Raw genomic sequence first — 24,326 nt, 5'->3', positions numbered from 1 at the left:
CGCCTCACCTGTCGCCCCGATCGCCGGTGCAATCTCGGCCGTCGGCGTGCTCAGCGGCGCGCTCCTCGCGGGCATCCCCCTGACCGCAGCGGTGCCATCATCGGTGGAATCATCCGCCGTCAGCGCGGGCCCGGGCAGCGTTCCGCAGCCCCACGCGCAAAGCATCAAGGCCGACCCGAAAGCCAGGGTAGATTTCAGCCGTGCTCCGGTGCCCGGTGCTGCCTCCTCCCCAGAGCCGGCGACAGGGTCGGTCGACTCATCCCACTTGTTGGCTGATGGTCCCATCCAGACGGACCCCGGCGATGACGCCGACGAAGAACCTACTACTGAACCTGCGGTCGAACCAGTTGAACAGGCCGGCCTTGGCGCACCACTGGCCCAGATGAGCACGGTCTCGACCTTCGGATATCGCACGAACCCATTGACCGGGGTGCCGGGTGAGATGCACACCGGCATCGACCTCACCGGCTCATGTTCCACCCCCGTCATGGCCGCTGCCAGCGGAGTCATCACCGAAGCCGGATGGAGCCCCTACGGTGGTGGCAACCGGATCGTGATTGATCACGGGGATGGGCTCAAGACCACCTACAACCACCTCGCCACGATTGCTGTCAGCGTTGGCCAGACAGCTACTAGGGGAGACGTTGTGGGCGGAGTCGGAACCACCGGCAACTCCACCGGCTGCCATCTACACTTCGAAGTTATGATCAATGACACGCTCGTGGACCCCGGCAGCTGGTTTTAGTCAAGGACAAGCACTAGAGGGCGAGGAAAAATCCCGGCCTCCGCGGTTTCTCATCCAGTGCGGGAACTGCAGTGTGCGTCGAGCTGCAGCGGAGGGGCCACCGCCGCGCGGGTCGCACCAGTCATATAACCATCCCGCACCGGGTCGACCTGAGCTGATTGCGAGGTCATGATCGACCTGAACCTGCACCTGCATCTGTTCGTTCTGGTTTGTTTCTCCTGGCAGGCCTGCCCGCCCCATCAAGTCGCCGTGCCCAGCATGGTCTTCAGGAAATCTGTTCTCTAGCTGACGCCCGCTTCACTCCGAGTCGAGGAATCAGCCCCACCTAGTGATGGATCGATGGCCGCGATGACACCTGGCCTGGCGTCGTTGGATAGCTAAACGCTGGCCCGTTGGACCTTGGAAGTGGTGAACAGAAGAAAAAGCGGCAAGCACCCCCGTTCCAAGGTGCCTGCCGCTTTCCCATCCTAGGGAAACGCTCTAGGAATACTTAGCCGTTGACTCGCACGTAGGACGAGCCTGCAAGGTCGGACAGCGGGTGCTTGAGGGTGAGGTTCGCACCGTTCATGCCGCTGCTGATGACTTCGCCGTTACCTACGTAAATGCCGATGTGGCCGGGCCGGATGACCAGGTCACCGGGAGCCGGGGTCCCGACGACGGTGCCGTACTGATAGAACTGTTCGGGCCCGAGGTCGCCGACAGACTTGCCGATGGATCGCAGTGCGCGCTCAACGAGGATGGTGCAGTCCTGAATGGAGCCAAGCTGGCCGTACGCCGAGGCGACCAGAGCGGCACCGACACCACTGGAGGAAACAGCCGGAGCCGGAGCTGACCGCTGGGCCGGAGTGATGCTGCTCGAAGCGAGCGAAATACGGGCTTCCTGCTGGCCGCCCACCGTGTAGGAGACCTCGTTCGCCGGTGCTGCTTCAGGAATGGCGGCAGGAGCCGCGGGTACCGAGGCTCCTGCCGAGGCGGCCGCTGCGCCCGACACAGTGATTTGTTGGCCGGGGTAGATGATCGACGTGTAGGACAGGTTGTTCTGGGCCAGCAGGGTGTTGAGTTCAACGCCGTAGCGAGCTGCGATGCTTCCCATGGTGTCACCGGAAACCACGGTGTGAACCGATGCCGAGGATGCAGCCGGAACTTCTGCGACCGGCGCGGGAACAGGTGCCTGAGTGGCCGTGGTAGCCGCTTCCTGGGTGTAGGTTCCCGCCTGGGCAGGTGCCCCCACGCCAGCAACGAGACCGCCGGTTGCTGCGATGATGATGGCCGGCCTGCCCAGTGCAACCGCACCGGCTTTGGTCGAGTGGGACAATCCCTCTAGGGCGATCGAGTGGGTTACGGTGGCGCGGTGGCGCGCCGGAGTGTTTCGTGACATGCGTGGTTGCCTCTCCCATGCCTGCGGGGTGAGCTGTCGGGTTCGGATGGGAGTCACCCGGTCGTTCCTGATATTCCGGGAAGGAAAGCAGCAACGTCTTAACCCCAAGGACCATGTGATGGCCCGTCGATCTGTGGGTCCCCCGTTCCTGCCGAACGGAATTACGGACGAATCCCGGGCAGCGGCAGGACTCAGCATTCTGCACGGAAATATTCTCGGCTGGTGCCGGGAACACCTGATGAGGATACCCCCCACAGGTACCAAATGTCACGTTTAGATAACAGAAGCCCCGGCCTTGCGGGAGGACATGGATCTCGGAGTCCGTCACCATCAGGGCGTATCACTGCCGCGCATCCCATCCGGTGGACCCGAACGGGTGGGACCGGCGGCACTTGTAACCATGCTTAGTGTTCATTAGGGTGGGAAGGCAGGCAGCGTTCGGGAGGGGATAACCATCACGCAGCGAGCACGCGTTCATCTACGTGGCACCGTACAGACGGTGACGCTGGTGACGCTGGCCTTTTCGCTGATAGTCGCGTTCACAACTTCGGCTGCCGCCGCATTGTGCCTGCAGATGGAGCACACTTCTGGTGCGATGACCGGTAGTGCTGTAGCTATGGGTCCGACGGTTCCGACCAGCAGTACCGAGGCCGCAGTCCTGGCCGCGGTCCCGAAGGGGTCGCCGTCCACGCAAGCCTGCTGTCATCAACAGGTCAGCGCTCCTGATGCCGTAGTCCCACCGCAGCGTGCGGTCCCGGCTGAACCAGCTGACGTCCTTCCCCCAGCCCTCGGGCAACTTTTTGCCGAGAATGGGAACGCACCACCGGGGCTGTTTGATCCGGCGCTGGAGAAACTTGACCACCTCACTCCGTCCTTGACTGCGTTGTCGATCAGTCGCACATAAACCCTCCTCACGGGCGCGCGGAGGCCTTCCTTGGCGTGACCTTTTCAGTCTGTTCCCGGGCCGACACCGTCGGTCTATGGCTGCCCACCGGGGTGCCATACCTACAGAACGAACGAAACCGCAGCCTGACCTCGGTCAGCTGCACCCTAAGTTGAGGAGAAACCAATGACACACCATGTGACGTCCATGCTGGATACCTACCCCAAGGACCTTGGGGGAGTGGACAAGGAAAAGCTCGCCGAATGCATCCAGGCGTGCTTTGAATGCGCCCAGACCTGCACCGCCTGTGCCGACGCGTGCCTGAGTGAGGATATGGTCGCGGAACTGACCAAGTGCATCCGCACCAACCTGGACTGCGCGGACATCTGCGCAACGACCGGCAACGTCCTGTCCCGCCACACCGGGTACGACGCGAACCTCACCCGCGCAGTACTGGAGGCCTGCCGCACCGCGTGCAAGGCCTGCGCGGACGAATGCGAACAGCACGCCGAGATGCACGACCACTGCCGGATCTGCGCCGAAGCGTGCCGCCGCTGCGAGAAGGCCTGCGCAGAATTGTTGTCCGTGCTCGGCTAGAGCCTTCCTCTTTCCCTTTCGTGCTGAAAGGGAAAGAGAAACGTGACGAATCGCAGCAGAAACACCCGTGGCCCTGGGCGGGCACAACCGGCCCCAGGGCCCACCGCCGATGATGACCGCGATCGATAGGGGTCATTCGAAAGTTCACAGGTCTACTGCTGTCTGAACCTTCATCTTCAGCAGCCGCCCTGGGATCAATCAGGTATTCAGATACTGAAAAGGAGCAGTCGGTGTCGAACACGGAAAATAGCCGGTCCAACGAGCAAGGTCAGGACGAGCAGCAGTCCCATCACATGCGGAACATGTACCTGCGTTTCGGGGCGATGATCCTGACCGCCATGGTGGTGATGTACTTTGTCATGTTCATCGGCTCCTACGAATGGAGCCATATCCGCTTCAGCGAGAGCCGCGTGTTCATGGCACTCGCGATGGGCGGCACGATGGGGTTGATCATGCTCGGCTGGATGCTGAACATGTACAAAAATACGAAGGCGAACATAGCCGTGGTGGTGGTCAGCCTCCTGCTGCTGGGCGGCGGGGCTTTCCTGGACCGCAGCCAGACCACCGTGGATGATCAGGACTTCATGAGCGCGATGATCCCGCACCATTCCCTCGCAATCACCCGGTCCGAACGCGCGGAACTGGCCGACGTGCGGGTATGTCAGCTCGCAGTCGAAATCAGTGAGGCCCAGCGTAGGGAAATCTTTGAGATGGACTGGCTGATCGAGGACATCGCGCAGAACGGTATCGCGGCAACCGTCCAGGAAGCGGCAGACCGGCCCGTTCCTGAGTACGAGGAACCCGCGGAACGCGAGTGTGCTGGAGAGTAACCGGCTGCCGAGTGTCAACCCGGATAACAGCGGTCCAAGGTCCCCGGCTGGTCCCGACCGATCGGTGGCTGAGGAAGTTTTCCGACTCTCCCGTCACAGGGAAATCGGATAGCTGAGCCGCAGCGCGGTGCGGCCCCTGTACGAGGAGATCACGAGGAGATAGGAAGCATGCCTTGACCTATACCCCCTGGGGGTATAGATTCGTGGGTACCGGAGCGGGAAGTCCGAGCCCATCAGTGGCCGCATACTCCTTGAAGGTCACCTCAGGCGGCTGTAGCCGGCAGGAACGACCACCGGCTGCAGCCGCCGCTGATTCCCGAAAAACCATTCCCTTTTTGTTTGGAGATCACCATGTGCGGCGCTACTTCTTCCGATCTGACCCTGACAGACAAGTCCTCCGCTGGCTGCGCCTGCTGCGCACCCCAGGACACCTCGGCTGAGCTGGTTCCCGCGGCAGCAGACGATGTCACTGCCAGTTTCGCCGTGACCGGGCTGACGTGCGGGTCCTGCGCCTCCCGTGTCACCTCAGCCATCAGCGCTCTCGATGAGGTCAAGGACGTCACGGTTGACCTCGTGTCGGGTGGGGCCTCCACGGTCACCATCCACAGCAGCCAGCCCGTCCCTTCCGCAGCAGTACGCACCGCGGTCGAGCAGGCAGGCTATCAACTCACCAACGCCTGACTTTTCCAGGTCCGGGACACAAGCCCCGTGTGACCGAAGGAGAATTCCCATGAAACACCAGACACCCACCGGCTCCGCGGCCGGTGATCACGACACCCACGGTCAGGCCATGCCCACGCAGGAGCCGACCTCCGCGCTCGACGCCGACCAGCACGAGGGCCACGGGGGACATGCGGATGCTGACCATGAGGTACACACCCACGGACAGCACGCCGGGCACTCCACCGCCATGTTCAAAAACAGGTTCTGGATCAGCCTGATCCTGACCGTCCCGGTCGTCCTGTTCAGCCACATGTTCGCCATGATCGTCGGTTACACGCCGCCGGAATTCCCCGGCTCCATGTGGATCTCCCCGATCCTCGGCACCATCATCTTCATCTACGGCGGTGCCCCCTTCCTCAAGGGCGGACTCACCGAGCTGAAGTCCCGGCAACCCGGCATGATGCTGCTGATCGCGATGGCGATCAGTGTCGCCTTCATCGCGTCCTGGATCACTACCCTCGGCATCGGGAACTTCAACCTCGACTTCTGGTGGGAACTGGCCCTGCTGATCGTCATCATGTTGCTGGGCCACTGGATGGAAATGCGGGCACTCGGCTCCGCCGCCGGCGCCCTCGACGCTCTGGCAGCGCTCCTCCCAGACGAAGCCGACCGTGTCACCGAGACCGGGGTCGAAACCGTCCCGGTCAGCTCACTGACGACCGGGGACGTCGTCCTGGTCCGTTCTGGCGCCCGGGTCCCGGCAGATGGTGACATCGTCGACGGCGCAGCTGAGTTCGACGAATCCATGATCACCGGCGAATCCCGCACCGTCCCACGGACCATCGGTGAGACTGTGGTCGCCGGAACGGTCGCCACCGATAACGCGGTACGGGTCAAGGTCACCGCCGTCGGATCCGACACCACCCTTGCAGGTATCCAACGACTGGTCGCCGAAGCACAAGCCTCCTCATCGAAGGCCCAAGCACTGGCCGACCGCGCAGCAGCCCTGTTGTTCTACTTCGCCCTGATCGCGGGCATCCTCACCTTCATCGCCTGGCTGCTGCTGGGCAGCCCGGATGACGCGGTGATCCGCACCGTCACCGTCCTGGTCATCGCCTGCCCCCACGCCCTCGGCCTGGCCATTCCACTGGTGATCGCCATCTCCACCGAGCGGGCAGCAAAGAGCGGGGTGCTGATCAAGAACCGCATGGCCCTGGAACGGATGCGCACCGTCGACGTCGTCCTATTCGACAAGACCGGCACCCTCACCGAAGGCCGCCACGCCGTCACCGCCACCACCACAACCGGCGGTATCAGCGAGGCGGAAATGCTGGCGTTGGCCGCGGCCGTGGAATCCGACAGCGAACACCCCGTTGCCCGGGCCATCGTCCAGGCGGCCGCGGATCAATCGGAAGCCATGGCGTACGGTTACCGCGGTAACGGATTCTCGTCCATGACCGGGAGGGGCGTCCGCGCGACCGTCAACAGCTCCGAGGTCGCCGTCGGCGGACCGAACATGCTCAAGGAACTTTCTTTGGAGACACCGCCGGACATGACGGGCACCATCCAGGAATGGGTGGGCCGCGGCGCTTCGGTGCTGCACGTGGTCCGCGACGGTGAGGTGATCGGAGCGGTCCGGCTCGAGGACCGCGTCCGCGACGAGTCGAAGGCAGCAGTTAAAGCCCTGCAGGACCGTGGGGTGAAAGTAGCTATGATCACCGGTGATGCCCGGCAGGTCGCCGACGCTGTCGGCGCTGAACTGGGCATTGATGAGGTCTTCGCCGACGTCCTGCCGCAGGACAAGGACTCCAAAATCGCTGAACTGCAATCCCGCGGGCTTAAAGTGGCCATGGTCGGGGACGGCGTCAATGACGCCCCTGCCCTGGCCCGCTCAGAGGTCGGCATCGCGATCGGTGCCGGCACCGACGTCGCCATGGAATCCGCCGGCGTCGTCCTCGCAGGAAACGACCCACGCTCGGTCCTGGCGATGATCGACCTGTCCAGGGCGAGCTACCGCAAGATGATCCAAAACCTCGTCTGGGCCACCGGCTACAACATCCTCGCGGTGCCATTGGCCGCAGGCGTACTCGCCTTCGCCGGTTTCGTCCTCTCACCCGCAGCCGGAGCAGTGCTGATGAGCGTATCAACGATCGTGGTCGCACTCAACGCGCAACTGCTGCGCAGAATCGACCTCAGCCCCGAACGCATCACAACATAGGAACCGACCTGGAAACGTCGGCGTCCCGCCGGATCGCCGATTGGGCAAAGCATGAGTACTCCTTCGGCTGGCTGATACCACGCGTTTTCATAGGCCACCAGCTCGAGACCGGCATCCTTTCGCTCTGTCCGTCTGGAGTGGGTGGACCACAGTTTGACGGCAGTCGGATCAGTTTGGCGGGCCGTGATGATAAGGCCAGTGGGAACAGCAATGATCGAGAGAGAGGAACGTTGGAATGAGTGTTGTGCTGACGATCGTGGGGATCGTGATCATCCTGTTCGGGCTCATGGACATGTTCCACACCTTGTTGCACCCCAGCGGTCAAGGGCACCTCAGCGGGCTCGTACTGGCTGTGGCGTGGCGGTTCTCGAAGATGATCGGACACCGGTTCGGATCAAGCCTCGGGCCAGCAGCAATGGTCACCGTGATCTTGCTGTGGGTGGCAATCCAAGGGACAGGCTGGGCACTGATCTACTATCCCCACATTCCCGGCGGGTTCATGTACTCACCGGGCGTGGATCCGGCAGCCTATCCTGACCTGCACGAAGCGTTCTACATTTCCTTCGTCACTCTCTCTACCCTCGGCTACGGGGACGTCGTCGCTACCGACACATGGATCCGCTTGGCCTCTCCCTTGGAAGCACTGACCGGTTTCGCTCTGCTCACCGCAGCACTGACCTGGTTCACGCAGATCTATCCGCCGCTGTCCCGACGTCGGGCCCTGGCGCTGGAGCTCAAAGGCCTGGCCGATGTCGGTTACGCCGTGCGATCAGGGAAATGGACGCCGCCACCGTGTCACGGGTTCTGGATACTCTCGCTGCTGAAGTGGTGAAAGTGCGCCTGGATTTTACGCAGCATGCCGAGGGCTTCTACTTTCAAGAGCAAAACCCTGATGTGTCTCTATCCCGCCAGCTGCCCTACGCGCTACGCCTGCGCGATGCCGCCCTGGATCGGCAGGAGACCGCGGTACGGCTCAGCGCACGGCAACTCTCTCTGGCGCTGGACCAGTTGGGGTCTGAGCTTAAGGAGAGCTTCCTGCACACCGGGGAAAACCTTGAGGAAATCATCGACGCGTATGCCACGGACCACGGACAGAAACCGCGGAGCTAAACGTCAATGTGGCTAGCCCGAAAATCACGAGGAATCTCAGCCGGCACGGCGCGACAATGAGGCACAAGATCAGCAGTAATGAACACATTGACGTATGGGCCGTTATCGGCAGTTCCGAACTTTGCAGCAGGAGTCCGACGTTCGACCTCGGTCACGTGGTGGGTGTGTGCATGGCACCATGCTCGTTCCGGCTGACCAAGTGCAAGACGGACAAGCAGGCCGAAGCCTGCGCCCATCCATGCAATCAACTCGGGAATCATTGTTCGTGCGCTAACCAGGGAGAAGGGAACGGTCCCCCGTAGCTTCAGTTATCCACGGGGTGTGAACAGTCAGCGCTGCTTCCGCTGCCCGTCCCGGATCTCGCGGATGGAAAGCGCTCCGGTGACGTCTTCGGCGGCTGATCGGCCGAGCACCACCACGCGGTCGGCCAGCCGGAGCGCCTCTTCCATGCTGTTGGTCGCCAGGAGGACGGTGGTGGGAAGCGCGCGGTGAAGGGTCTGCAGTACGTTGTGCAGCACGGTGCGGGCAGCGCCCTCGACGGCTGCAAACGGATTGTCCAGCAGCATGACGCCCGGCCCGCTGGCCAAAGCCCGAGCCAGTGCCGCCCGGCGGACTATTTCAGCGGTGACGTCGGTCGGCAGCAGCTTCGCGAAGCGATGGAGGCCCGCAAGGTCGAGCAGTTCAGCGATCTTCGCCTTGCCTTCGCTGGCGCTGGAACTCTTACGAAGCCCGAGCGCGAGGTTCGCCTGCAGCGAGTGGGTGGGCTGCAGAGCGGCATCGCTCGGCGTCCAGGAACAGCGGTCGTCGGTCCGGCGAACAGGTTCCCCGCCAACCAGAACCGATCCTGACCGGGGATGATCGAGACCGGCGACTGCACGCAGCAGGCGGGAGGCGCCGTCGTTCTCTGTGCCCAGAAGGCTCTCTGTTCCCACGAGGTTCTCGGTGCCGGGCGTGGCTCCTACGAAGGCGAGCACTTCGCCCGCGCGAATCTCGAGATTGACATCCCGCAAGCCCTCGGCGTGGAGGCTCACAAAGGAGACGGGCAACGGCATGGAAGCGCGCTTCACCGCGGCGTGAGGGGGTGGAACCGTGCTGGGACTCATCGGTTACTCCGTAGCATCCAGGTGGCGGGGCAGCCCCGTCCGCCCGCCAGTGATCTCCACTAACCTAGCCGGAGCTGGACTGCATATGGCCACCTCGGGGATATGTCTCGAAACATTACGAACGGCATGTCACCGGCACGGGCGGAACGCTTCTTCGATTCCTGCCGCACTCAAGCTGATCCCGCCTGCCGTCGTGCTAAGCGGTCACCTGACGCTTCGAGGAGATGACTCCAGTGTTGAAGCCAGCCAGGTTGAGGCCGCCATGGAAACGTGCGTGCTCGATCTTCACACAGCGATCCATGACCACGTTCATGCCGGCAGCTTCGGCGTCCCGCGCCACGTCCTCGTGCCAGGAACCCAGCTGAAGCCATAGAGTTTTCGCGCCGGCGGCTTTGGATTCCTCCAGGACCGAGGGGAGGTCATCGTGCTTGCGGAACACGTCAACGATGTCCGGCTGCTCCGGCAAGTCCGCCAGGGACTTGTAAACCGGCTGCCCGAGAATCTCGGTCGCTGTCGGATTCACGAAGTACAGCCGATACGGCGCGGATGACTGCAGGTACGTCGCCACGAAATACGACGCTCGTGACGGCTTGTCCGAGGCCCCGACGATGGCGATCGACTTCGCGTTGCGGAGGATGTTCAGGCGTTCGGGGGCCGACGGGCCCTCCCAGGTGCGGTCCTGTGTGCTCATGCCTTCACTCCCTCTGCGGCGATTTCCTCTTCGCTGACGTCCAGCGTCCGTTCAAGGTGCTCGGATGTTCCTGCAACGGCGGTCTCGAGCGCCTGATCGATATCCCAGAGGATGTCGTCCAGATCCTCAAGGCCAACGGAGATCCGGATGAGATCCTCCGGGATGCCGGCGGCCGCAAGCTGTTCGGTTGAGAGCTGCTGGTGCGTGGTGGATCCGGGGTGGATCACGAGTGTCCGGGCATCGCCGACGTTGGCGAGGTGGGACGCCAACTGCAGGGCTTCGATGAACTTCTGCCCGGCCTCCCGGCCTCCCTTCACGCCGAAGCTGAACACCGAGCCGGGACCCTGCGGCAGGTACTGTTTCGCCCGCTCATGGTGCACGTGCGAGGGGAGCCCCGCATAGTTCACGTACTCAACCCGCGGATCCTTCTCAAGCCACTCGGCAACGGCCTGAGCGTTTGCCACGTGCTCATCGACGCGCTGCGCTAGCGTCTCAACGCCCTGCAGCAATTGGAAGGCCGACGACGGCGACAGCGACGGCCCGATGTCCCGTAACTGTTCGGTGCGCAGCTTGGTGAGGAAACCGTACTCGCCGAAGTTTGCCCACCACTGGATGTTCCCGTAGGAAGCGACAGGCTCGGTCATGGTGGGGAACTTGCCGTTGCCCCAGTTGAATCTGCCGCTTTCAACGATGACCCCGCCCAGCGTGGTGCCATGCCCACCAATGAATTTGGTGGCCGAGTGGATCACGATGTCAGCACCATGCTCAAGGGGGCGGATGAGGTAGGGCGTACTGAGGGTGGAGTCGACGATCAGGGGGACACCGGCGTCGTGCGCTATCTTTGCCAGGCCCGCGATGTCCGCGATTTCACCGCTCGGGTTCGCGATGATCTCTGTGAAGACCGCCTTGGTGTTGTCCTTGATGGCGGCGGCGTAGTCGGCCGGATCGGTGCCTGGAACAAACGTGGTTTCGATGCCGAAGCGACGGAGCGTCACATCGAGCTGCGTAACGGTGCCGCCGTAGAGCTGGGCTGCTGCAACGATGTGATCGCCGGCCTGGCACAGTGCAGCGAAGGTGATGAACTCTGCGCTCATGCCTGATGCCGTCGCTACGGCACCGATGCCGCCCTCAAGCGAGGCGATGCGCTCCTCGAAGGCTGCAACGGTGGGATTGCCGATGCGCGAGTAGATGTTGCCGTACTTCTGCAGCGCGAAAAGGTTGGCGGCGTCATTGGTGTCCTTGAAGACGAACGACGTGGTCTGGTAGATCGGTACGGCTCGTGCGCCGTGTGTGGCGTCCGGGGTTCCGCCGGCGTGCAACGCACGGGTGCGGAAGCCGAAGGTGCGGTCAGTGCCCAATGTTTCCTCCAAATTGATCCAACTTTTGTGCACCTGCGGTGACTTCTGGGCGTTCGAATCCACCATACGTGCCCGAAACTTCCGGTGCCTTCCCCGGTAGGTTCTTCAGGGCGAGGACTTTCGCGATCCGCGGCACGCAGCCCTCGTTCTGCAGCGAGGTGGTGTCGCCGAGCGGCGTTCCCTCGTACAGCTGGGTCAGCAGTCGCCGCATGATCTTCCCGGAACGCGTCTTCGGCACATCCTCCACGACGACGACGGCGCGCGGCTTGGCAATCGGACCGATGGCCTTCGCGACATGGTTGCGCAGGTCCTGTTCAAACGCTGGATTACCTGCCTCGCCATGCACGACGACGAAGGCGGCGATCGCATGCCCCGTCACCGCATCAACCACCGGGCAAACGCCCGCCTCAACTACAAGGGGATGGGACACCAGCGCTGATTCGATCTCGATTGTCGAGAGCCGGTGCCCGGACACATTGATGACGTCGTCAACGCGCCCGAGGATCCAGGTGTCGCCGTCGTCGTCGTATTTGGCGCCGTCACCGGCAAGGAACCAGCCCTGCGCAGCGAACTTCCGCCAGTAGGAATCGAGATAACGCTGCGGATTTCCCCACACTGTGCGGGCCATCGCCGGGCCATGCCGGTCCACCACGATCAGCCCCTGCTCTCCGGGACTGACTGGCTCGCCGTCGTCGTTCACGATGCGCGTGCTCACACCGGGCAGGGCGCGTGAGGCGCAGCCGGGTTTGAAGGAATCATCAGTGGGGCGGGGACTGAGCACTGTCGCGCCGGTTTCCGACTGCCACCACGTGTCCACAACGGGAGCGGTACCGGAGCCGATTTTCTCCCGGAACCAGCGCCACGCCTCGGGATTGGTTGCCTCGCCGACCGTGCCCAGGACTTTGACGGAAGAGCGGTCATAGGAGGACGGAACGCCGTCGGGAAACCAGCCCATCAGCGAACGGATCAGCGTGGGCGCCGTGTAATAGCTGGTGACGCCGTAGCGTTCGATGATCTCGAAGTGCCGCCCGGGATGCGGGGTGTTCGGTGTGCCCTCGAAGATCACCTGAGTGGCACCGTTGGAGAGTGGACCGTAGATCTCGTAGGTGTGTGCCGTGACCCACGCGAGGTCGGCGGTGCACCAGTGGACGTCGTTCACGCGGCACGCGGGATCCGGGTCACTGAAGAGAAACTCGTAACTCCACGACGCCTGCGTCAGGTAACCGCCGGTGGTGTGCACCAGGCCCTTCGGCTTGCCGGTGGTGCCGGAGGTGTACATGATGAACAGCGGCGTCTCGGCGTCGAACGCCTGCGGCTCGTGTACGGGGGAGGCGGTGCCAACAACGTCGTGCCACCACACGTCGCGGCCTTCGGTCCACGCGACATTGCTGCCCGTCCGCCGGATCACCAGCACGTGTTCAATGGCGTTCTTCCCGACGACGGCGGCATCGGCGTTGTCCTTCACCGGCACCGCGGTGCCGCGTCGGTACTGCCCATCGGTGGTCACCAGCAGTTTGGCGCCGGTGTCCTCGACCCGGAAGCGCAGCGCCTCGGCGGAAAAGCCACCGAAGACGAGCGAGTGAACGGCGCCGATACGCGCGCACGCCAGGGTCACGACGACGGTCTCCACCAGCACGGGAAGGTAGATGACCACGCGGTCGCCCTTGCCGATCCCCAGGGCAGTCAGGGCGTTGGCCGCCCGGCACACCTCGTCCTGAAGCTCGGAGTAGGTGACCGTGCGGCGGTCTCCCGACTCGCCCTCGAAGAACAGGGCAGGCTTGTCGCCCAGGCCTGCAGCGACGTGCCGGTCCACGCAGTTGTAGGCGGCATTCAGGGTGCCGCCGGCGAACCACTCAATGCGCGGCACCGACAGCTCGCCGTCCGGTCCCTGCCGTGCCGGATCGAATGTGTGGGCCGTATGCCAGTCGGAGGACCAGTGCAGCCGCCGCGCCTGTTCCTCCCAGAAGGCGATCCGCTCTTCCTCGTTGGTGAAGCCCCCGTGAACAAGGGAATCTACGGCAGTTACGCCCATTTGCGGATAGCCCACTTCTCGAAGACACCCAGGATCGCGTCCGTGAGCTTGCCGAGGATTGCCAGCAGCACTATTGCCAGGAGCAGTCGGTCCACCCGTCCATTGTTCTGAGAATCGGTCAGCAGGAAGCCGAGGCCCATCGAGGACGCCAGGAGCTCAGCCGCGACGAGGAACAACCACGCCTGCGCGAGCGCCAGCCGCAGCCCCGAGATCACCGAGGGGACCACGGCGGGCAGCTGCACCGTGGTGAACAGCCTCAGCCCGTTCAGCCCGAAGGCCCTTCCGGCCTCGACCAGGTTCTTGTCCACGTGCTGCAGGGCCATGGCAACGGTGGTGAAAACGGGGAAAAAGGCGCCGATGGAGATAAGGATGACTTTCGAATCCTCACCGATTCCCACCCAGAGCATCAGCAGGGGAACCCACGCCAGTGACGGCACGGCGCGGATGGCACCGATGGTCGGCGAGAACAGGGTGTCCACCCACCGGGACAGACCGACAAACGCTCCGACCACGAGACCGGCGATGGCACCGATCAGGAAGCCGATGACCACGCGTTGGGTCGAAATAGCAATGTGGATGCGAAGTTCCCCGCGCTGGATCAGATCGACGGCGGCGTCAAAGACAGCGGTTGGCGCCGGCAAGGTGACCGGACTGATCAAACCGACGACGGCGGCCAGTTGCCAGGCCGCCAACAGCGCCAGCGGAACAATCAGTCCCAGTCCGAGCTTGGCGACTGCCTTGCCGCGCGGCTTGCGGCGGGTGAGGGCATTGCCCTGCCTGCCGTCGTCGTCGTTCTGATTTGTTGTGTGCGGGGAGCTTGTCCCCTTGGAGGAGACGACCGAGGCGGGGCCGGTGCCGACGCCGCCGGGCACGCTGTTACCGGTGAGGTAGGGGTTGCTCATTACTCTCCAATAGCGGACGGATCGGCGTTGGTTGCGTAGGTGTCATCAAGAAGGGTGGAGAGGGCTTCGTCGATGTTTTCCTGGCTTGCGACGTCACCGGATTCGACGAACATCGGGCCGACTACCTCGAGCACGTCCAGCTGGGCCTGACCGGGGGTGCCGTTGACGTCGAGGTTGGACCGTTCGGTGATGACCTTGGTGGCCACGGATTCTTCAATGCCCGCAACCTCGGCGAGGATCGCTGCGGTTTCCTCCGGGTTCTCCTGAGCCCACTGGCGTGCCTTCTCATAGGCGTTGACCACGGCCTGGGCGAGCTCAGGGCTTTCCTCCAGGAAGGACTCGGTGGCATTGAGGAAGCCGTAGGTGTTGAAGTCCACGTTGCGGTAGAACAGCTCGGCGCCGTCTTCTTCGGCTGCGGCCATGATGGGATCGAGGCCGGACCAGGCGTCCACCGAGCCGGTGTTGAGGGCGGCCCAGCCATCGGCGTGCTGGATGTTCTGGATGGTCACTTCGCTCGGGTCAACGTTGTGCTCTGCCAATGACTGGAGCAGGAAGAAGTAGGGGTCGGTGCCCTTGGTGGCGGCGATGGACTTGCCGCGGAGATCCTCCGCGGATTCGATACCCGTATCCGCCGTTGTGACCAGTGCGGACCATTCGGGCTGTGAGTAGATGTCGATGGTCTTGATGGGGGAGCCGTTGGCGCGGGCCATCAGCGCTGCCGAACCGGCCGTTGAGGCGACGTCAGCTTCGCCGGAGCGGAGCAGTTCGTTGGCCTTGTTCGATCCGGCGGACTGGACCCATTTGACCGTTACGCCCTCATCTTCCAACTCGGCCTCGAGCCAGCCCTGGTCCTTGATGATGAGGCTCAGCGGGTTGTAGGTGGCGAAGTCCACCGTGAGTTCTCCGCCGGTCGCGGCTGCGGCTTCGCCGACTGAGCCGTCGGCGTTTTCCCCGGCAACGCAGCCGCTAAGGGCGAGGGCGGCGATTGCGGCGGTGGCGGCGAACTGAAAACGTGCGGTGCTCTTCATGGTGATCCTTTTCGGAGAGTGCGTGGGACGGGTGTAGGGGGCTTGTTCTTGGGGGTGTCGGCGCAACATGGCGGCACGGTGGGCGCCGCACGCGCTGGGATACGGCGCTGCGAACTGGCCGCAGGCGCGCGGTTAGTGCTGGTGGCTGTCGACGCCGAGGCTGCTCAGCAGCGAACTGCGTAGCGCGGCAAGTTCGGCTGAGCCGCGGTCGCGCGGACGGTCGCCCGGAACCTCCAGCACGCGGCTGATGGTTGCACCCTGGACGTCAGGCTCCTTCGCGAGAACGATCACCCGGTCGGCGAGCTGCAGCGCTTCGTCAACATCATGGGTGACCAGCAGGACCGTGGTCGGGGTGGTTTGGTGGATACGCAGCAGGAGGTCCTGCATCTTCAGCCGCGTCAGGGCATCGAGTGCGCCGAAGGGTTCGTCGAGGAGCAGGACGCCCGGGTTGCGTGCCAGTGCACGTGCCAGCGATGCCCGCTGTGCCATGCCTCCGGACACTTCGCGGGGCCGGTGGCCGGCGAACCCGTCGAGTTCCACGAGGCCCAAAAGCTCCTCCACCTTCGCCTTGCCCGCGGCGGAACTGGTTTCCCTGGGCAGGCCGATAGCAATGTTCTCGCGCAGCGAGAGCCAGGGGAGGAGTCGGGGTTCCTGGAACGCGACGGCGCAGCGGGGATCGATCCCGTCCACTGCTGTGCTGTCGATGAGTACCGCACCGCTGGTGGGAGCGTCCAGTCCTGCCGCGGCTCGCAGGAGGGTTGATTTCCCGCAACCGCTGGCGCCCACAATGGCGAGAACCTCGCCTGCTTCAACGTCCAGGGTCACGTCGCGAAGCACCACGTGCTGCTCGCTTCCGCTCCCGAAACTTCGGGTCAACGAAGAGAAAGTCAGCGGCAGTGTCTGGTTGCCATCAGTGGAAATGGCCTGGGTACGGTGCGCTCGAAGAACGGTGCTCATGTATAACTCCATCGCTCCTGGCAGTAGCACCCGTTCTCCTGCAAGCAGGTAAGGGTTGCTGCGGCGTCAACGATCCAGGTCTCTCGGCCGCTCGGGATGGTGGAATTCCACTAAACGCTTTTGCAAGGGTCCGGCGCAATATGTGTCGTAACAAAGGAACGCTTCAGCCGGACATCGGCAGCGTGAGAGGGTCATCTACATGATTGAAATTCTGAACGCGAGCGAGTTGGCCAGGGCAAAGGAAGCGGGTGCGCTGGTCGCCAACATTCTGCAGACGGTGAAGAGCCGCAGCACGGTCGGGACAAACCTGCTGGAGATCAACCAATGGACCAAAGAGATGATCGCTGAGGCAGGCGGGGTGTCCTGCTACGTCGACTACGAGCCGCCGTTTGGGCGCGGCCCGTTCGGCGCCTATATCTGCACGTCCGTCAACGATGCTGTGCTCCACGGTCTGCCGCATGACTACTCGCTTGCCGACGGCGACCTGCTCTCCCTGGACCTCGCCGTCTCCCAGCGCGGAATCGTCGCAGACTCCGCCATCAGCTTCATCGTTGGCGAGTCAAAGCCGGCGGAGAGCGTCGCGATGATTGATGCCACCGAACGTGCATTGACTGCCGGGATTGCCGCCGCCAGACCAGGCGCGCGCATCGGCGACATCTCCGCTGCCATTGGTTCAGTCCTCAGCGCCGCGGGATATCCGATCAACACGGAATTCGGCGGTCACGGCGTCGGGTCGACAATGCACCAGGGTCCCCACGTGGCAAACACCGGACGGCCCGGCAGGGGATACGTGCTGCGCCCGGGGCTTTTGCTGGCGCTGGAGCCATGGGTCATGGCGGATACCGCTGAACTGGCAGTCGACGCCGACGGGTGGACACTCCGCAGCGCTACGGGCTGCCGGACCGCGCACAGTGAGCACACCATCGCGATCACCGACGATGGCGCGGAGATCCTGACCCTGCGACAAGAGACCTAGCCAAGCAGCCAGTCCACCGCGCGCTTCATCAGTTCGCGGTGTTCCGGTGAGGAGTACGACGCCGCGTCGTGGCCGAGTGCGTCATAGAAGCTTCGTGCGGATCCAGTCCCGACAGGTCGCTCCAGGGACCACATCAAAGGGTGCAAGTGCCCCTCGTGTTCGTGGCGGGCGTGAACGATGACGTCCGGTGAGGTGCGCAGCCAGCTGTAGCGTTCGTCGTCGAGAGTGAAATCAGGTATCCCAACGGGGAAGGAACCCTCGAGCAGTATGTTTGCAGCGCCGTACTCCGGGTGCATGGACACGTCGCGTACCCAGCGTCCGCCGAGCGCCGCTTCCCAGGACTCGGAATCGACAAAACTCGTGGCGCTCGAGTGCAGGGCGAGCAGCGGACAGCCGCCGGCTTCCCAGGCGTCCAAGCCATCACGGGCGGCATCTGTACCGGGGGAAGTGCCGCCGTCCCGCGGGAGGCCGACATTCACCACCAGCAGATCCGGCCAGGCAGCAGAGTCACGAAAGCTACCGAGGGTGGCGTCGACGTCGTCGGCTGTTTCTACGGTGAGTCCGTGACCGCGGAGCAGGTCCGCGATGGCCGCGGAAGTTTCCGCGAACGGGTGCCAGGGGTCCGCGTACCGGCCGGTGCCGCTGAGGATGAGTGCCGTTGTCATGGGACCCATTCTGCCCATGAACAACGTTCTCGACCCGGGTCACATGTCAGGATGGCACGGTGACGCTGTCGGAACTTGTTGATCGAATAGAGCGCATATCGGCGCGCGAGGCCGGCGTTGTCGTTATTGGGATTGTCGGCGCTCCTGGAGTCGGGAAGACTACCCTCGCGGAGCAGTTGATGGCTTCACTGAACCAGAACAAACCCGACCCGGATCAGCAGCGCTTCGCCCATGTTCCTTTGGACGGGTTCCATCTGTCCGATCAGGAGCTGGCGCGCCTGGGTCTTCTGGAACGCAAGGGCGCACCCGAGACGTTCGACGAGCATGGCTATGCTGCTCTGTTGAAGCGGCTTCGTGGACGGCGGGATTCTGTAGTGTATGCCCCAGGTTTCGAGCGCACCATCGAGCAGCCCATTGCCGGCGTGATCCCTGTGTATCCGTCCGTGCGCACCATTCTCACGGAGGGCAATTACCTGCTGCTCGATCGCCCGGGCTGGCGGCAGGCCCAGGCTCAGTGCACTGAGGTCTGGTACTGCGAGCAGGATGAGAACCTGCGGCTGGACCGGCTGATCCAGCGGCACATCCTGTTCGGAAAGAGTCCGGCTGCGGCGGCGGAGTGGGTAGAGCGGGTGGATGAACCGAACGCGCGATTGATCGAGGCGACGAAGAACCGGGCGGATCTGGTGATTCGGGTCGAGTAGCCGGTCGGGTTCGAACGCAAAGGTGCCGGGGATGCGCAGGATCGTGGGGACGTCACCACGTTCCTGCGCATCTCCGGCACCTTTGCTGCCTCAAGGCTGCTCCACGCTTGACCACCTATCGTTTCTCGATATATTCTCCTTGTTAATCAATCGAAGGAGAATCCCGATGGGAAAGTTGGCCGTCCTCGCATTGCAGGTCGTCATCGCGATGGTCATTGCGGGCTCGTTGTTCATCCAGCTCTGGATGGTCCCGCTGATCTCCGCTGATCTTGAGCAGTCGGGCGTGCCCACTGGGCTGCGCATCACGTTCAACGCGATCGTCGTCTTCGGCATCCTGACGGTTCAAGTGAGCGCCGTCTGCTTGTGGAAGTTGCTCACCATGGTCCGCAGCGGCACGGTCTTCTCCGATGGAGCATTCCGGTATGTCGACATCATCTTCGGGGCCATCGCCGCTGCGTCGGTCCTGGTGTTCGGTCTCGCGGTTCTCCTGGCTCCGGGGGAAATTGCTCCGGGGGTCATCCTGCTCATCTGCGGTGCCTCATTGTTGATCGGCGGTGTTGCGCTGATCGTGCTGGTCCTGCGGGTGCTGCTCGCCCAGGCAGTAGCCCGCGATGCCGAAGCGAAAAACCTGCGCAGCGAACTCGACGAGGTCATCTGATGCCCATCATCGTGGACATCGACGTGATGCTGGCCAGGCGCAAGATGCCCGTGGGTGTGCTGGCCGAACGTATTGGCATCACCCCGGCCAACCTGGCTGTCCTGAAGAACGGCCGCGCCAAAGCCGTCCGCTTCACCACCCTGGAGGCAATCTGCGAGATTCTGGACTGCCAGCCCGGAGACCTGCTGCGCTGGGAGCCGGGAGGCACTGTGGAAAGCAACGACGACGACGGCGGCAACAGCAGGCGCTGACCGCGCACCCGAGATTCGGGCGCGGTACCGCAGCGGCCGCCGATGCTGTGAGAAACTCGCCTAAGCCCCGTTTCCGACGGACGGAATGCGGCGGAGCGCAGCAGACAAGAGTGAGGACGGCACGGTGGCCATCGTTGACAACGGCGTGTATGTGGACGGCCAACGGACCGCTAACCCGGAGAATCTGGACCAGACGTTTGAACTCAAGCGTGATCACGGCGGAATGGCCTGGATCGGGTTGTACCGGCCGGATGATGCTGAAATCCAGCGGGTGGCGGATGAGTTTGCGCTTCACGAACTCGCCGTCGAGGATGCGCTGCACGGCCATCAGCGTTCCAAGCTCGAGCGCTACGGGGAAACCCTCTTCGCGGTCCTCCGGCCGGCCAGGTATCTCGATGCCGAGGAAATGGTGGAGTTCGGGGAACTGCACGTCTTCGTAGGCCCGGACTTCATTGTCACAATCCGCCAGGCCGAATCACCCGACCTCGCGAAGGTCCGGCGGCGTCTGGAAGCGCGGCCCGAACTGCTCGCACTCGGACCCCAGGCAGTGCTCTACGCAATCCTTGACGAGGTCGTTGACCAGTACGCGCCCGTTGTCGCGGGGCTCGAGAATGACATCGACGAAATCGAGGACGAGCTCTTCAGCTCCGCTCCTGACGTAGCACGCCGCATCTATGACCTCTCCCGCGAAGTGATCGGCTTTCAGCGCGCCACTCACCCGCTGCGGCCAATGCTCGATGCGCTCCTGGCTGACGCCGAAAAGGAGGACATGGATTCGGAACTGCAGCCCCGCCTGCGGGATGTGCAGGACCACGTGCTGCGCATCATCGAGCGGATCGACTCCTTCCGGATCCTGCTCCAGAACGCCCTCTCGGTCCATGCGACCCTCGTGACGCAGCGGCAGAACGAGGAAATGCGGCACCTCTCGGAAGCGAGCCTGGCGCAGAGCGAAGAGGTCAAGGCCATTTCGTCCTGGGCTGCAATCCTCTTCGCGCCCACCCTGGTGGGCACCGTCTACGGGATGAACTTCGAATTCATGCCGGAGCTGGACTGGCCGCTGGGCTACCCCTTCGCGCTTGCGCTGATGCTGCTGATGGGCGTCGGCCTGTATCTGACGTTCAAACGCAAGAAATGGCTCTAGAACCCCGCCCCACCGGGACACCCGCTCAATAGAACTCCACAGTGTCAACAACGTTGAGGAGCGGTTCGCCGTCGAGCAGCCGCCGGGCGTTCTCCGCGAAGAGCTCCGCGATTTTCCGTTCCTCTTCCTCATATGTGCCGGCATTGTGGGGGCTTACGAGGACGTTCGGAAGCTCCCACAACGGGCTGTCACCCGGCAGCGGCTCCTGTTCGAAAACGTCGAGCGCGGCAAAACCGACCCGCCCGTCCCTGAGCGCCCCGATGAGCGCTTCCTCGTCCACGGTGGCACCCCGGCCGACGTTGACCACGGTGATGCCTTCCTTCACCTGCTCGAGCAGGTCCCGGCTGAGCATGTGATGGGTTGATTCGGTAGCGGGTAGGCACAGCACCACGGCGTCAACGTCCGGAAGAAGAGCGCCAAGGCGTTCCGGCGGGACGATGCCCGAGACACCTTCCGCTTCAATCTCGCGCCGATGCACACCGATGACGTCCGCCCCCAGCGCACTCAGCTTGCGCGCCACCGCGCGCCCAATTCCGCCCAGCCCGACGACGGCGACACGCTGGTTTGCCACCAGCGGCACCGGGCGCCGTGCTCCCCAGACGCGGTTGCGCTGATCCTCCAGTAACTGGGGCACGCCCTGCGCGCCGGCAAGGACGCCGAACACTGCGAACTCGGCCAGCGGTTCGGCGTGCACGCCGCCTGAAGTGGTGAATGTGATGCGCTCCAGCTCATCCGGAGTGAGCTGCGCCGCTTTCACCTGACTGCCGCCGCCTGCAGGCGTGGTGTGGACCCACCGAAGGTGCGGGTTGGCACGGGCAGTGCGGCGCAACTCCTGCCCCGATTGGCCCGGTACGCCGTACAGGGCCTCCGCGCTGTCAATGAGGCGTTCGTATTTTGCCTGTTGCGATGGCGTCCGCCGGAAGTCCCTGGCGCCCTGGTGGTCGCCCGCGTAGAGCTGAGGAGGCAGCAGCGACTGGTCCCGCACCAATTCGATGCGCGGCTCCAGCTCTTCGATCAGCTCGCAGAGGGGCTCGGGCAGGGGAGTGGGTACAAAGACGCGAAGCTCGGCCACGGTTCTCCAGTCGAAGGGGTTCTTGAAAAAGCATAGGGGAGCTCACTGACAACGGTTCTTCGCCGGAACCCGGGCTTCGCGGTAAGTTCCTAAGCAGAGTCCCAGCCAAACATCTCGACCCGCGAAACGGAGACACTGTGCCCCAGCAGATTCACCACCCCGTCGATCCCCGGCCGCTGGGCGGTACCGGTCTCCTGGCCAGTCCCATCACGCTCGGCACCTCATCGCTCGGTGCCGGAACCAGCTCCGGGGACCGTGAGGAGGCGGCCGCCATCGAACTCGCCCAGGCAATGCTGCACGGCCCGTACGCACTCGTCGACACGTCCAACAACTACGCAAAGGGCCGAAGCGAGGCAGTTCTGGGCCTGGCACTGGCGAACGGCGGCGCTGCCGAGGGCCGGTCAGTTGTCACCAAGGCGGACCAGGACCCCGAAACCGGCTCCTTCGACCGGGACCGGGTCCGGCGGTCCTTCGAAGAGAGCTGCCGGCGGCTGGGAGTAGACCGGCTTCGACTGCTGCACCTGCACGACCCCTACTCCATCACCTTCGAAGAGGCGGCAGCGCCGGGTGGCGCAATCGCCGGAATGCTGGAACTGAAGGAAGAGGGGTTGGTAGATGCCATCGGCATCGCCGCAGGAACTGTCAGCCTGATGCGGCAGTACGTCGCCACCGGAGCCTTCGACGTCCTCCTCACCCACAACCGGTTCACGCTGGTCGACCGAAGTGCACTTCCGCTCATCGACGAGGCAGTGGAGCAGGGGATGGGCGTGTTCAACGCTGCGCCCTTCGGTGGCGGACTCCTCGCTCGCGGCTCCGCCAGCGGCGCAACCTACGCCTACAACGATTCCCCGCCGGAACTCCTCGAATGGGTAGCTCGGGTCGAGGGCCTCTGCGCCAAACATGGAATCGACCTCCCGACGGCGGCACTCCACTTCTCCCTGCGCTCACCTCTGGTCGATTCCACCATCGTCGGCATCTCATCGGTGAAGCGCATCGACCAGCTCGAACAAGCGCGGCAGTCAGAAGTGCCGCCGTCGTTCTGGGAGGAACTGGACAACCTGGGCACACCGCCGTCGCCCATCACCGATTGAGCGGGTCGGCCCGTGAACTTCGCGGTTACTGCGGACCGCACCCGCCTGGCCTGGCGGTCGGACGGCTCCGGGACTCCGCTCCTGCTCATCGCCGGCCAGGCAACCGCGCTGACCGGCTGGGAACCGATCGTTCCCAGTCTGGCCGAGGATTTCCGCGTCATTCGCTTTGACCATCGAGGGGTAGGCGAGAGCGATGACGGCCCCACCGGACACCTCAACACCAGGGACTTCGCCGCCGATGCCCTCGTAGTCCTCGACGCCGCCGGTGTGGAACGCGCGCACATTTACGGGCACTCGATGGGCGGCCGCGTTGCGCAGTGGCTCGCGATCGATCATCCGGACCGGGTTGGCGCCCTCATTCTCGCTGCCACCTCGGCGGGCGGGTTCCTCGGGAAGAACCGCGATCCCGACGCCACCCGGGCGCTCACCAGCGGCGACCCGGCCCAGCTCGAACCGCTCTTCTTCGACGCAGACTGGGCAACCGCGCACAGCTCGGCTGTCCGGACTTTCTTCACATCACGCGCATCGAAGCAGGCCAAACGCCGGCACTTCCGTGCAAGCACAGAGCACGACGCGCGGAACCTCCTCGGCTCGCTGGAGGCGCCGACGCTCATCCTTCACGGCACAGATGATCCCCTCACCCCGCTGGACAACGCACTGGCCCTTCGTGAACTTATTCCGCACTCGGTACTGGTGAAAGTAGCGAAGGGGCGGCACGGCTTTCATCTCGACCATCCCGAAACCGTCGACTGGATCGGACAGTTCATCGCCCGGAAAGCACCGCATCTCTAGCGTGGCTGGATATTACCTATAGGTCGCAAACCTGCCACACTGGCAGCCTGTCTGAGAAGGAGACTCCATGCCGCACTCCAATGACCCAGCCACCATCAAACGGCTGCTGACCACTCCGGCGCGCTGGGCCGTCGTCGGGCTCTCGAACAACCCGCGGCGGGCCGCTATGGGGGTATCGCGCTTCCTGATCGACCAGCTCGGAATGGAGGTTGTTCCGGTCAGTCTGAAAGGTGACGACGTTTACGGCCGCACCGGATACAAGCGGCTGGCCGACGTGCAGGGAGAGATCGACGTCGTCGACTGCTTCGTGAACAGCCAACGGGTGGGCGCGGTGGTCGACGATGCGATCGCAGTGGGCGCCAAGGCGGTTTGGCTGCAGCTCGGAGTGATCGACGAGGCGGCGGCCCAGCGGGCGGCTGATGCAGGACTGGACGTTGTCATGAACACCTGCCCCGCCATCGAGGCTCCGAGGTTGGGGCTGTAA

Annotated in this window: 25 protein-coding genes and 2 riboswitches; of the genes, 15 read left to right on the top strand and 10 right to left on the bottom strand. The window is 63.7% G+C overall.

Features of this window, described 5'->3' with window-relative positions:
• Positions 1–745, top strand: a 745-nt coding sequence (locus P4U43_RS11365; RefSeq protein ID WP_404800729.1) for a M23 family metallopeptidase, incomplete at its 5' end; no start/stop codon positions are given.
• 490 nt (positions 746–1,235) lie between these two features.
• Here P4U43_RS11365 and P4U43_RS11360 read toward each other — a convergent pair.
• On the bottom strand, positions 1,236–2,123 hold the full coding sequence (locus P4U43_RS11360) for a LysM peptidoglycan-binding domain-containing protein (RefSeq protein ID WP_277358837.1): 888 nt from the start codon (positions 2,121–2,123) through the stop codon (positions 1,236–1,238).
• Between the two features lie 3 nt (positions 2,124–2,126).
• Positions 2,127–2,301: riboswitch (cyclic di-AMP (ydaO/yuaA leader) on the bottom strand.
• Between the two features lie 891 nt (positions 2,302–3,192).
• Here P4U43_RS11360 and P4U43_RS11355 point away from each other — a divergent pair.
• The 6 genes from P4U43_RS11355 (at position 3,193) to P4U43_RS11330 (ending at position 8,424) form a co-directional block, all read left to right on the top strand.
• Positions 3,193–3,603, top strand: coding sequence for a four-helix bundle copper-binding protein (locus P4U43_RS11355; RefSeq protein ID WP_277358836.1), 411 nt, complete (start codon positions 3,193–3,195; stop codon positions 3,601–3,603).
• A gap of 230 nt (positions 3,604–3,833) precedes the next feature.
• Positions 3,834–4,433: a DUF305 domain-containing protein gene (locus P4U43_RS11350; protein WP_277358835.1), complete on the top strand. Its 600-nt coding sequence runs from the start codon at positions 3,834–3,836 to the stop codon at positions 4,431–4,433.
• A 351-nt stretch (positions 4,434–4,784) separates the two neighbouring features.
• A complete protein-coding gene (locus P4U43_RS11345; protein ID WP_277358834.1) occupies positions 4,785–5,114 on the top strand; it encodes a heavy-metal-associated domain-containing protein in 330 nt (109 codons plus the stop codon).
• Positions 5,115–5,163: 49 nt separating this feature from the next.
• Complete coding sequence (locus P4U43_RS11340; RefSeq protein ID WP_404800728.1) at positions 5,164–7,314, top strand: heavy metal translocating P-type ATPase; 2,151 nt, start codon at positions 5,164–5,166, stop codon at positions 7,312–7,314.
• Positions 7,315–7,549: 235 nt separating this feature from the next.
• A complete protein-coding gene (locus tag P4U43_RS11335) occupies positions 7,550–8,146 on the top strand; it encodes a potassium channel family protein (protein ID WP_277358833.1) in 597 nt (198 codons plus the stop codon).
• Positions 8,147–8,148: 2 nt separating this feature from the next.
• A complete protein-coding gene (locus tag P4U43_RS11330; RefSeq protein ID WP_277358832.1) occupies positions 8,149–8,424 on the top strand; it encodes a hypothetical protein in 276 nt (91 codons plus the stop codon).
• A gap of 329 nt (positions 8,425–8,753) precedes the next feature.
• Here the strand turns inward: P4U43_RS11330 and P4U43_RS11325 are convergent, their stop codons facing one another.
• From P4U43_RS11325 to P4U43_RS11295, 7 genes are all read right to left on the bottom strand, one after another.
• Positions 8,754–9,527, bottom strand: a complete 774-nt coding sequence (locus P4U43_RS11325) for an ATP-binding cassette domain-containing protein (RefSeq protein ID WP_277358831.1) — start codon at positions 9,525–9,527, stop codon at positions 8,754–8,756.
• Between the two features lie 196 nt (positions 9,528–9,723).
• The gene (locus tag P4U43_RS11320; RefSeq protein WP_277358830.1) at positions 9,724–10,218 is read right to left on the bottom strand and encodes a CoA-binding protein; all 495 of its coding nucleotides are present in this window, start codon (positions 10,216–10,218) and stop codon (positions 9,724–9,726) included.
• Positions 10,215–11,576, bottom strand: coding sequence for an O-acetylhomoserine aminocarboxypropyltransferase/cysteine synthase family protein (locus P4U43_RS11315; protein ID WP_277358829.1), 1,362 nt, complete (start codon positions 11,574–11,576; stop codon positions 10,215–10,217). The genes P4U43_RS11320 and P4U43_RS11315 overlap by 4 nt, the downstream gene beginning before the upstream one ends.
• Positions 11,566–13,608, bottom strand: coding sequence for an acetate--CoA ligase (acs, locus tag P4U43_RS11310; protein WP_277358828.1), 2,043 nt, complete (start codon positions 13,606–13,608; stop codon positions 11,566–11,568). The genes P4U43_RS11315 and acs overlap by 11 nt, the downstream gene beginning before the upstream one ends.
• Entirely contained in the window at positions 13,599–14,510 is a 912-nt protein-coding gene (locus P4U43_RS11305; RefSeq protein ID WP_277358827.1) for an ABC transporter permease, read from the bottom strand. Before P4U43_RS11305 ends, acs begins: the two co-directional genes overlap by 10 nt.
• On the bottom strand, positions 14,510–15,538 hold the full coding sequence (locus tag P4U43_RS11300; protein WP_277358826.1) for an aliphatic sulfonate ABC transporter substrate-binding protein: 1,029 nt from the start codon (positions 15,536–15,538) through the stop codon (positions 14,510–14,512). The genes P4U43_RS11305 and P4U43_RS11300 overlap by 1 nt, the downstream gene beginning before the upstream one ends.
• 132 nt (positions 15,539–15,670) lie before the next feature.
• Entirely contained in the window at positions 15,671–16,495 is an 825-nt protein-coding gene (locus P4U43_RS11295; RefSeq protein WP_277358825.1) for an ABC transporter ATP-binding protein, read from the bottom strand.
• A gap of 5 nt (positions 16,496–16,500) precedes the next feature.
• A riboswitch (SAM riboswitch) is annotated at positions 16,501–16,598 on the bottom strand.
• A 96-nt stretch (positions 16,599–16,694) separates the two neighbouring features.
• On the opposite strand from P4U43_RS11295, the gene map reads away from it, so the two are divergent.
• The gene (map, locus tag P4U43_RS11290) at positions 16,695–17,471 is read left to right on the top strand and encodes a type I methionyl aminopeptidase (RefSeq protein ID WP_277358824.1); all 777 of its coding nucleotides are present in this window, start codon (positions 16,695–16,697) and stop codon (positions 17,469–17,471) included.
• Here map and P4U43_RS11285 read toward each other — a convergent pair.
• Positions 17,468–18,136: a ThuA domain-containing protein gene (locus P4U43_RS11285; protein WP_277358823.1), complete on the bottom strand. Its 669-nt coding sequence runs from the start codon at positions 18,134–18,136 to the stop codon at positions 17,468–17,470. The two genes, map and P4U43_RS11285, sit on opposite strands and share 4 nt — an antisense overlap.
• Positions 18,137–18,195: 59 nt before the next feature.
• Here P4U43_RS11285 and P4U43_RS11280 point away from each other — a divergent pair, with 59 nt between their 5' ends.
• The 4 genes from P4U43_RS11280 (at position 18,196) to corA (ending at position 20,887) form a co-directional block, all read left to right on the top strand.
• The gene (locus P4U43_RS11280; RefSeq protein WP_277358822.1) at positions 18,196–18,837 is read left to right on the top strand and encodes a nucleoside/nucleotide kinase family protein; all 642 of its coding nucleotides are present in this window, start codon (positions 18,196–18,198) and stop codon (positions 18,835–18,837) included.
• A 166-nt stretch (positions 18,838–19,003) separates the two neighbouring features.
• Positions 19,004–19,495 carry a DUF2975 domain-containing protein gene (locus P4U43_RS11275; RefSeq protein WP_277358821.1) on the top strand — a complete coding sequence of 164 codons (492 nt, stop codon included), beginning with the start codon at positions 19,004–19,006 and terminating at the stop codon, positions 19,493–19,495.
• Positions 19,495–19,746 carry a helix-turn-helix domain-containing protein gene (locus tag P4U43_RS11270; protein ID WP_277358820.1) on the top strand — a complete coding sequence of 84 codons (252 nt, stop codon included), beginning with the start codon at positions 19,495–19,497 and terminating at the stop codon, positions 19,744–19,746. The genes P4U43_RS11275 and P4U43_RS11270 overlap by 1 nt, the downstream gene beginning before the upstream one ends.
• 124 nt (positions 19,747–19,870) lie before the next feature.
• Positions 19,871–20,887, top strand: coding sequence for a magnesium/cobalt transporter CorA (gene corA, locus P4U43_RS11265; protein ID WP_277358819.1), 1,017 nt, complete (start codon positions 19,871–19,873; stop codon positions 20,885–20,887).
• Between the two features lie 25 nt (positions 20,888–20,912).
• On the opposite strand, the gene P4U43_RS11260 is transcribed toward corA, so the two are convergent.
• The gene (locus P4U43_RS11260; protein ID WP_277358818.1) at positions 20,913–21,959 is read right to left on the bottom strand and encodes a D-2-hydroxyacid dehydrogenase; all 1,047 of its coding nucleotides are present in this window, start codon (positions 21,957–21,959) and stop codon (positions 20,913–20,915) included.
• A gap of 137 nt (positions 21,960–22,096) precedes the next feature.
• On the opposite strand from P4U43_RS11260, the gene P4U43_RS11255 reads away from it, so the two are divergent.
• From P4U43_RS11255 to P4U43_RS11245, 3 genes are all read left to right on the top strand, one after another.
• Positions 22,097–23,050, top strand: a complete 954-nt coding sequence (locus P4U43_RS11255; protein ID WP_277358817.1) for an aldo/keto reductase — start codon at positions 22,097–22,099, stop codon at positions 23,048–23,050.
• 12 nt (positions 23,051–23,062) lie between these two features.
• Positions 23,063–23,842: an alpha/beta fold hydrolase gene (locus P4U43_RS11250; protein WP_277358816.1), complete on the top strand. Its 780-nt coding sequence runs from the start codon at positions 23,063–23,065 to the stop codon at positions 23,840–23,842.
• A gap of 67 nt (positions 23,843–23,909) precedes the next feature.
• Positions 23,910–24,326 carry a CoA-binding protein gene (locus P4U43_RS11245; RefSeq protein WP_277358815.1) on the top strand — a complete coding sequence of 139 codons (417 nt, stop codon included), beginning with the start codon at positions 23,910–23,912 and terminating at the stop codon, positions 24,324–24,326.

This window comes from Arthrobacter vasquezii (assembly GCF_029455255.1).
GTDB lineage: Bacteria > Actinomycetota > Actinomycetes > Actinomycetales > Micrococcaceae > Arthrobacter_D > Arthrobacter_D parietis.
Note: the sequence above shows the minus strand (reverse complement) of the source record. Positions and strands in the feature narration are given on the sequence as shown.

Bases quoted from the DNA above. Each gene is read 5' to 3' on its own strand.
- P4U43_RS11355 (WP_277358836.1), top strand. From the start codon at position 3,193: ATGACACACCATGTGACGTCCATGCTGGATACCTACCCCAAGGACCTT.
- P4U43_RS11275 (WP_277358821.1), top strand. From the start codon at position 19,004: ATGGGAAAGTTGGCCGTCCTCGCATTGCAGGTCGTCATCGCGATGGTC.
- acs (WP_277358828.1), bottom strand. From the start codon at position 13,608: ATGGGCGTAACTGCCGTAGATTCCCTTGTTCACGGGGGCTTCACCAAC.
- P4U43_RS11320 (WP_277358830.1), bottom strand. From the start codon at position 10,218: ATGAGCACACAGGACCGCACCTGGGAGGGCCCGTCGGCCCCCGAACGC.
- map (WP_277358824.1), top strand. From the start codon at position 16,695: ATGATTGAAATTCTGAACGCGAGCGAGTTGGCCAGGGCAAAGGAAGCG.
- P4U43_RS11340 (WP_404800728.1), top strand. From the start codon at position 5,164: ATGAAACACCAGACACCCACCGGCTCCGCGGCCGGTGATCACGACACC.
- P4U43_RS11325 (WP_277358831.1), bottom strand. From the start codon at position 9,527: ATGAGTCCCAGCACGGTTCCACCCCCTCACGCCGCGGTGAAGCGCGCT.
- P4U43_RS11335 (WP_277358833.1), top strand. From the start codon at position 7,550: ATGAGTGTTGTGCTGACGATCGTGGGGATCGTGATCATCCTGTTCGGG.
- P4U43_RS11345 (WP_277358834.1), top strand. From the start codon at position 4,785: ATGTGCGGCGCTACTTCTTCCGATCTGACCCTGACAGACAAGTCCTCC.
- P4U43_RS11245 (WP_277358815.1), top strand. From the start codon at position 23,910: ATGCCGCACTCCAATGACCCAGCCACCATCAAACGGCTGCTGACCACT.
- P4U43_RS11270 (WP_277358820.1), top strand. From the start codon at position 19,495: ATGCCCATCATCGTGGACATCGACGTGATGCTGGCCAGGCGCAAGATG.
- P4U43_RS11295 (WP_277358825.1), bottom strand. From the start codon at position 16,495: ATGAGCACCGTTCTTCGAGCGCACCGTACCCAGGCCATTTCCACTGAT.
- P4U43_RS11300 (WP_277358826.1), bottom strand. From the start codon at position 15,538: ATGAAGAGCACCGCACGTTTTCAGTTCGCCGCCACCGCCGCAATCGCC.
- P4U43_RS11360 (WP_277358837.1), bottom strand. From the start codon at position 2,123: ATGTCACGAAACACTCCGGCGCGCCACCGCGCCACCGTAACCCACTCG.
- P4U43_RS11305 (WP_277358827.1), bottom strand. From the start codon at position 14,510: ATGAGCAACCCCTACCTCACCGGTAACAGCGTGCCCGGCGGCGTCGGC.
- P4U43_RS11285 (WP_277358823.1), bottom strand. From the start codon at position 18,136: ATGACAACGGCACTCATCCTCAGCGGCACCGGCCGGTACGCGGACCCC.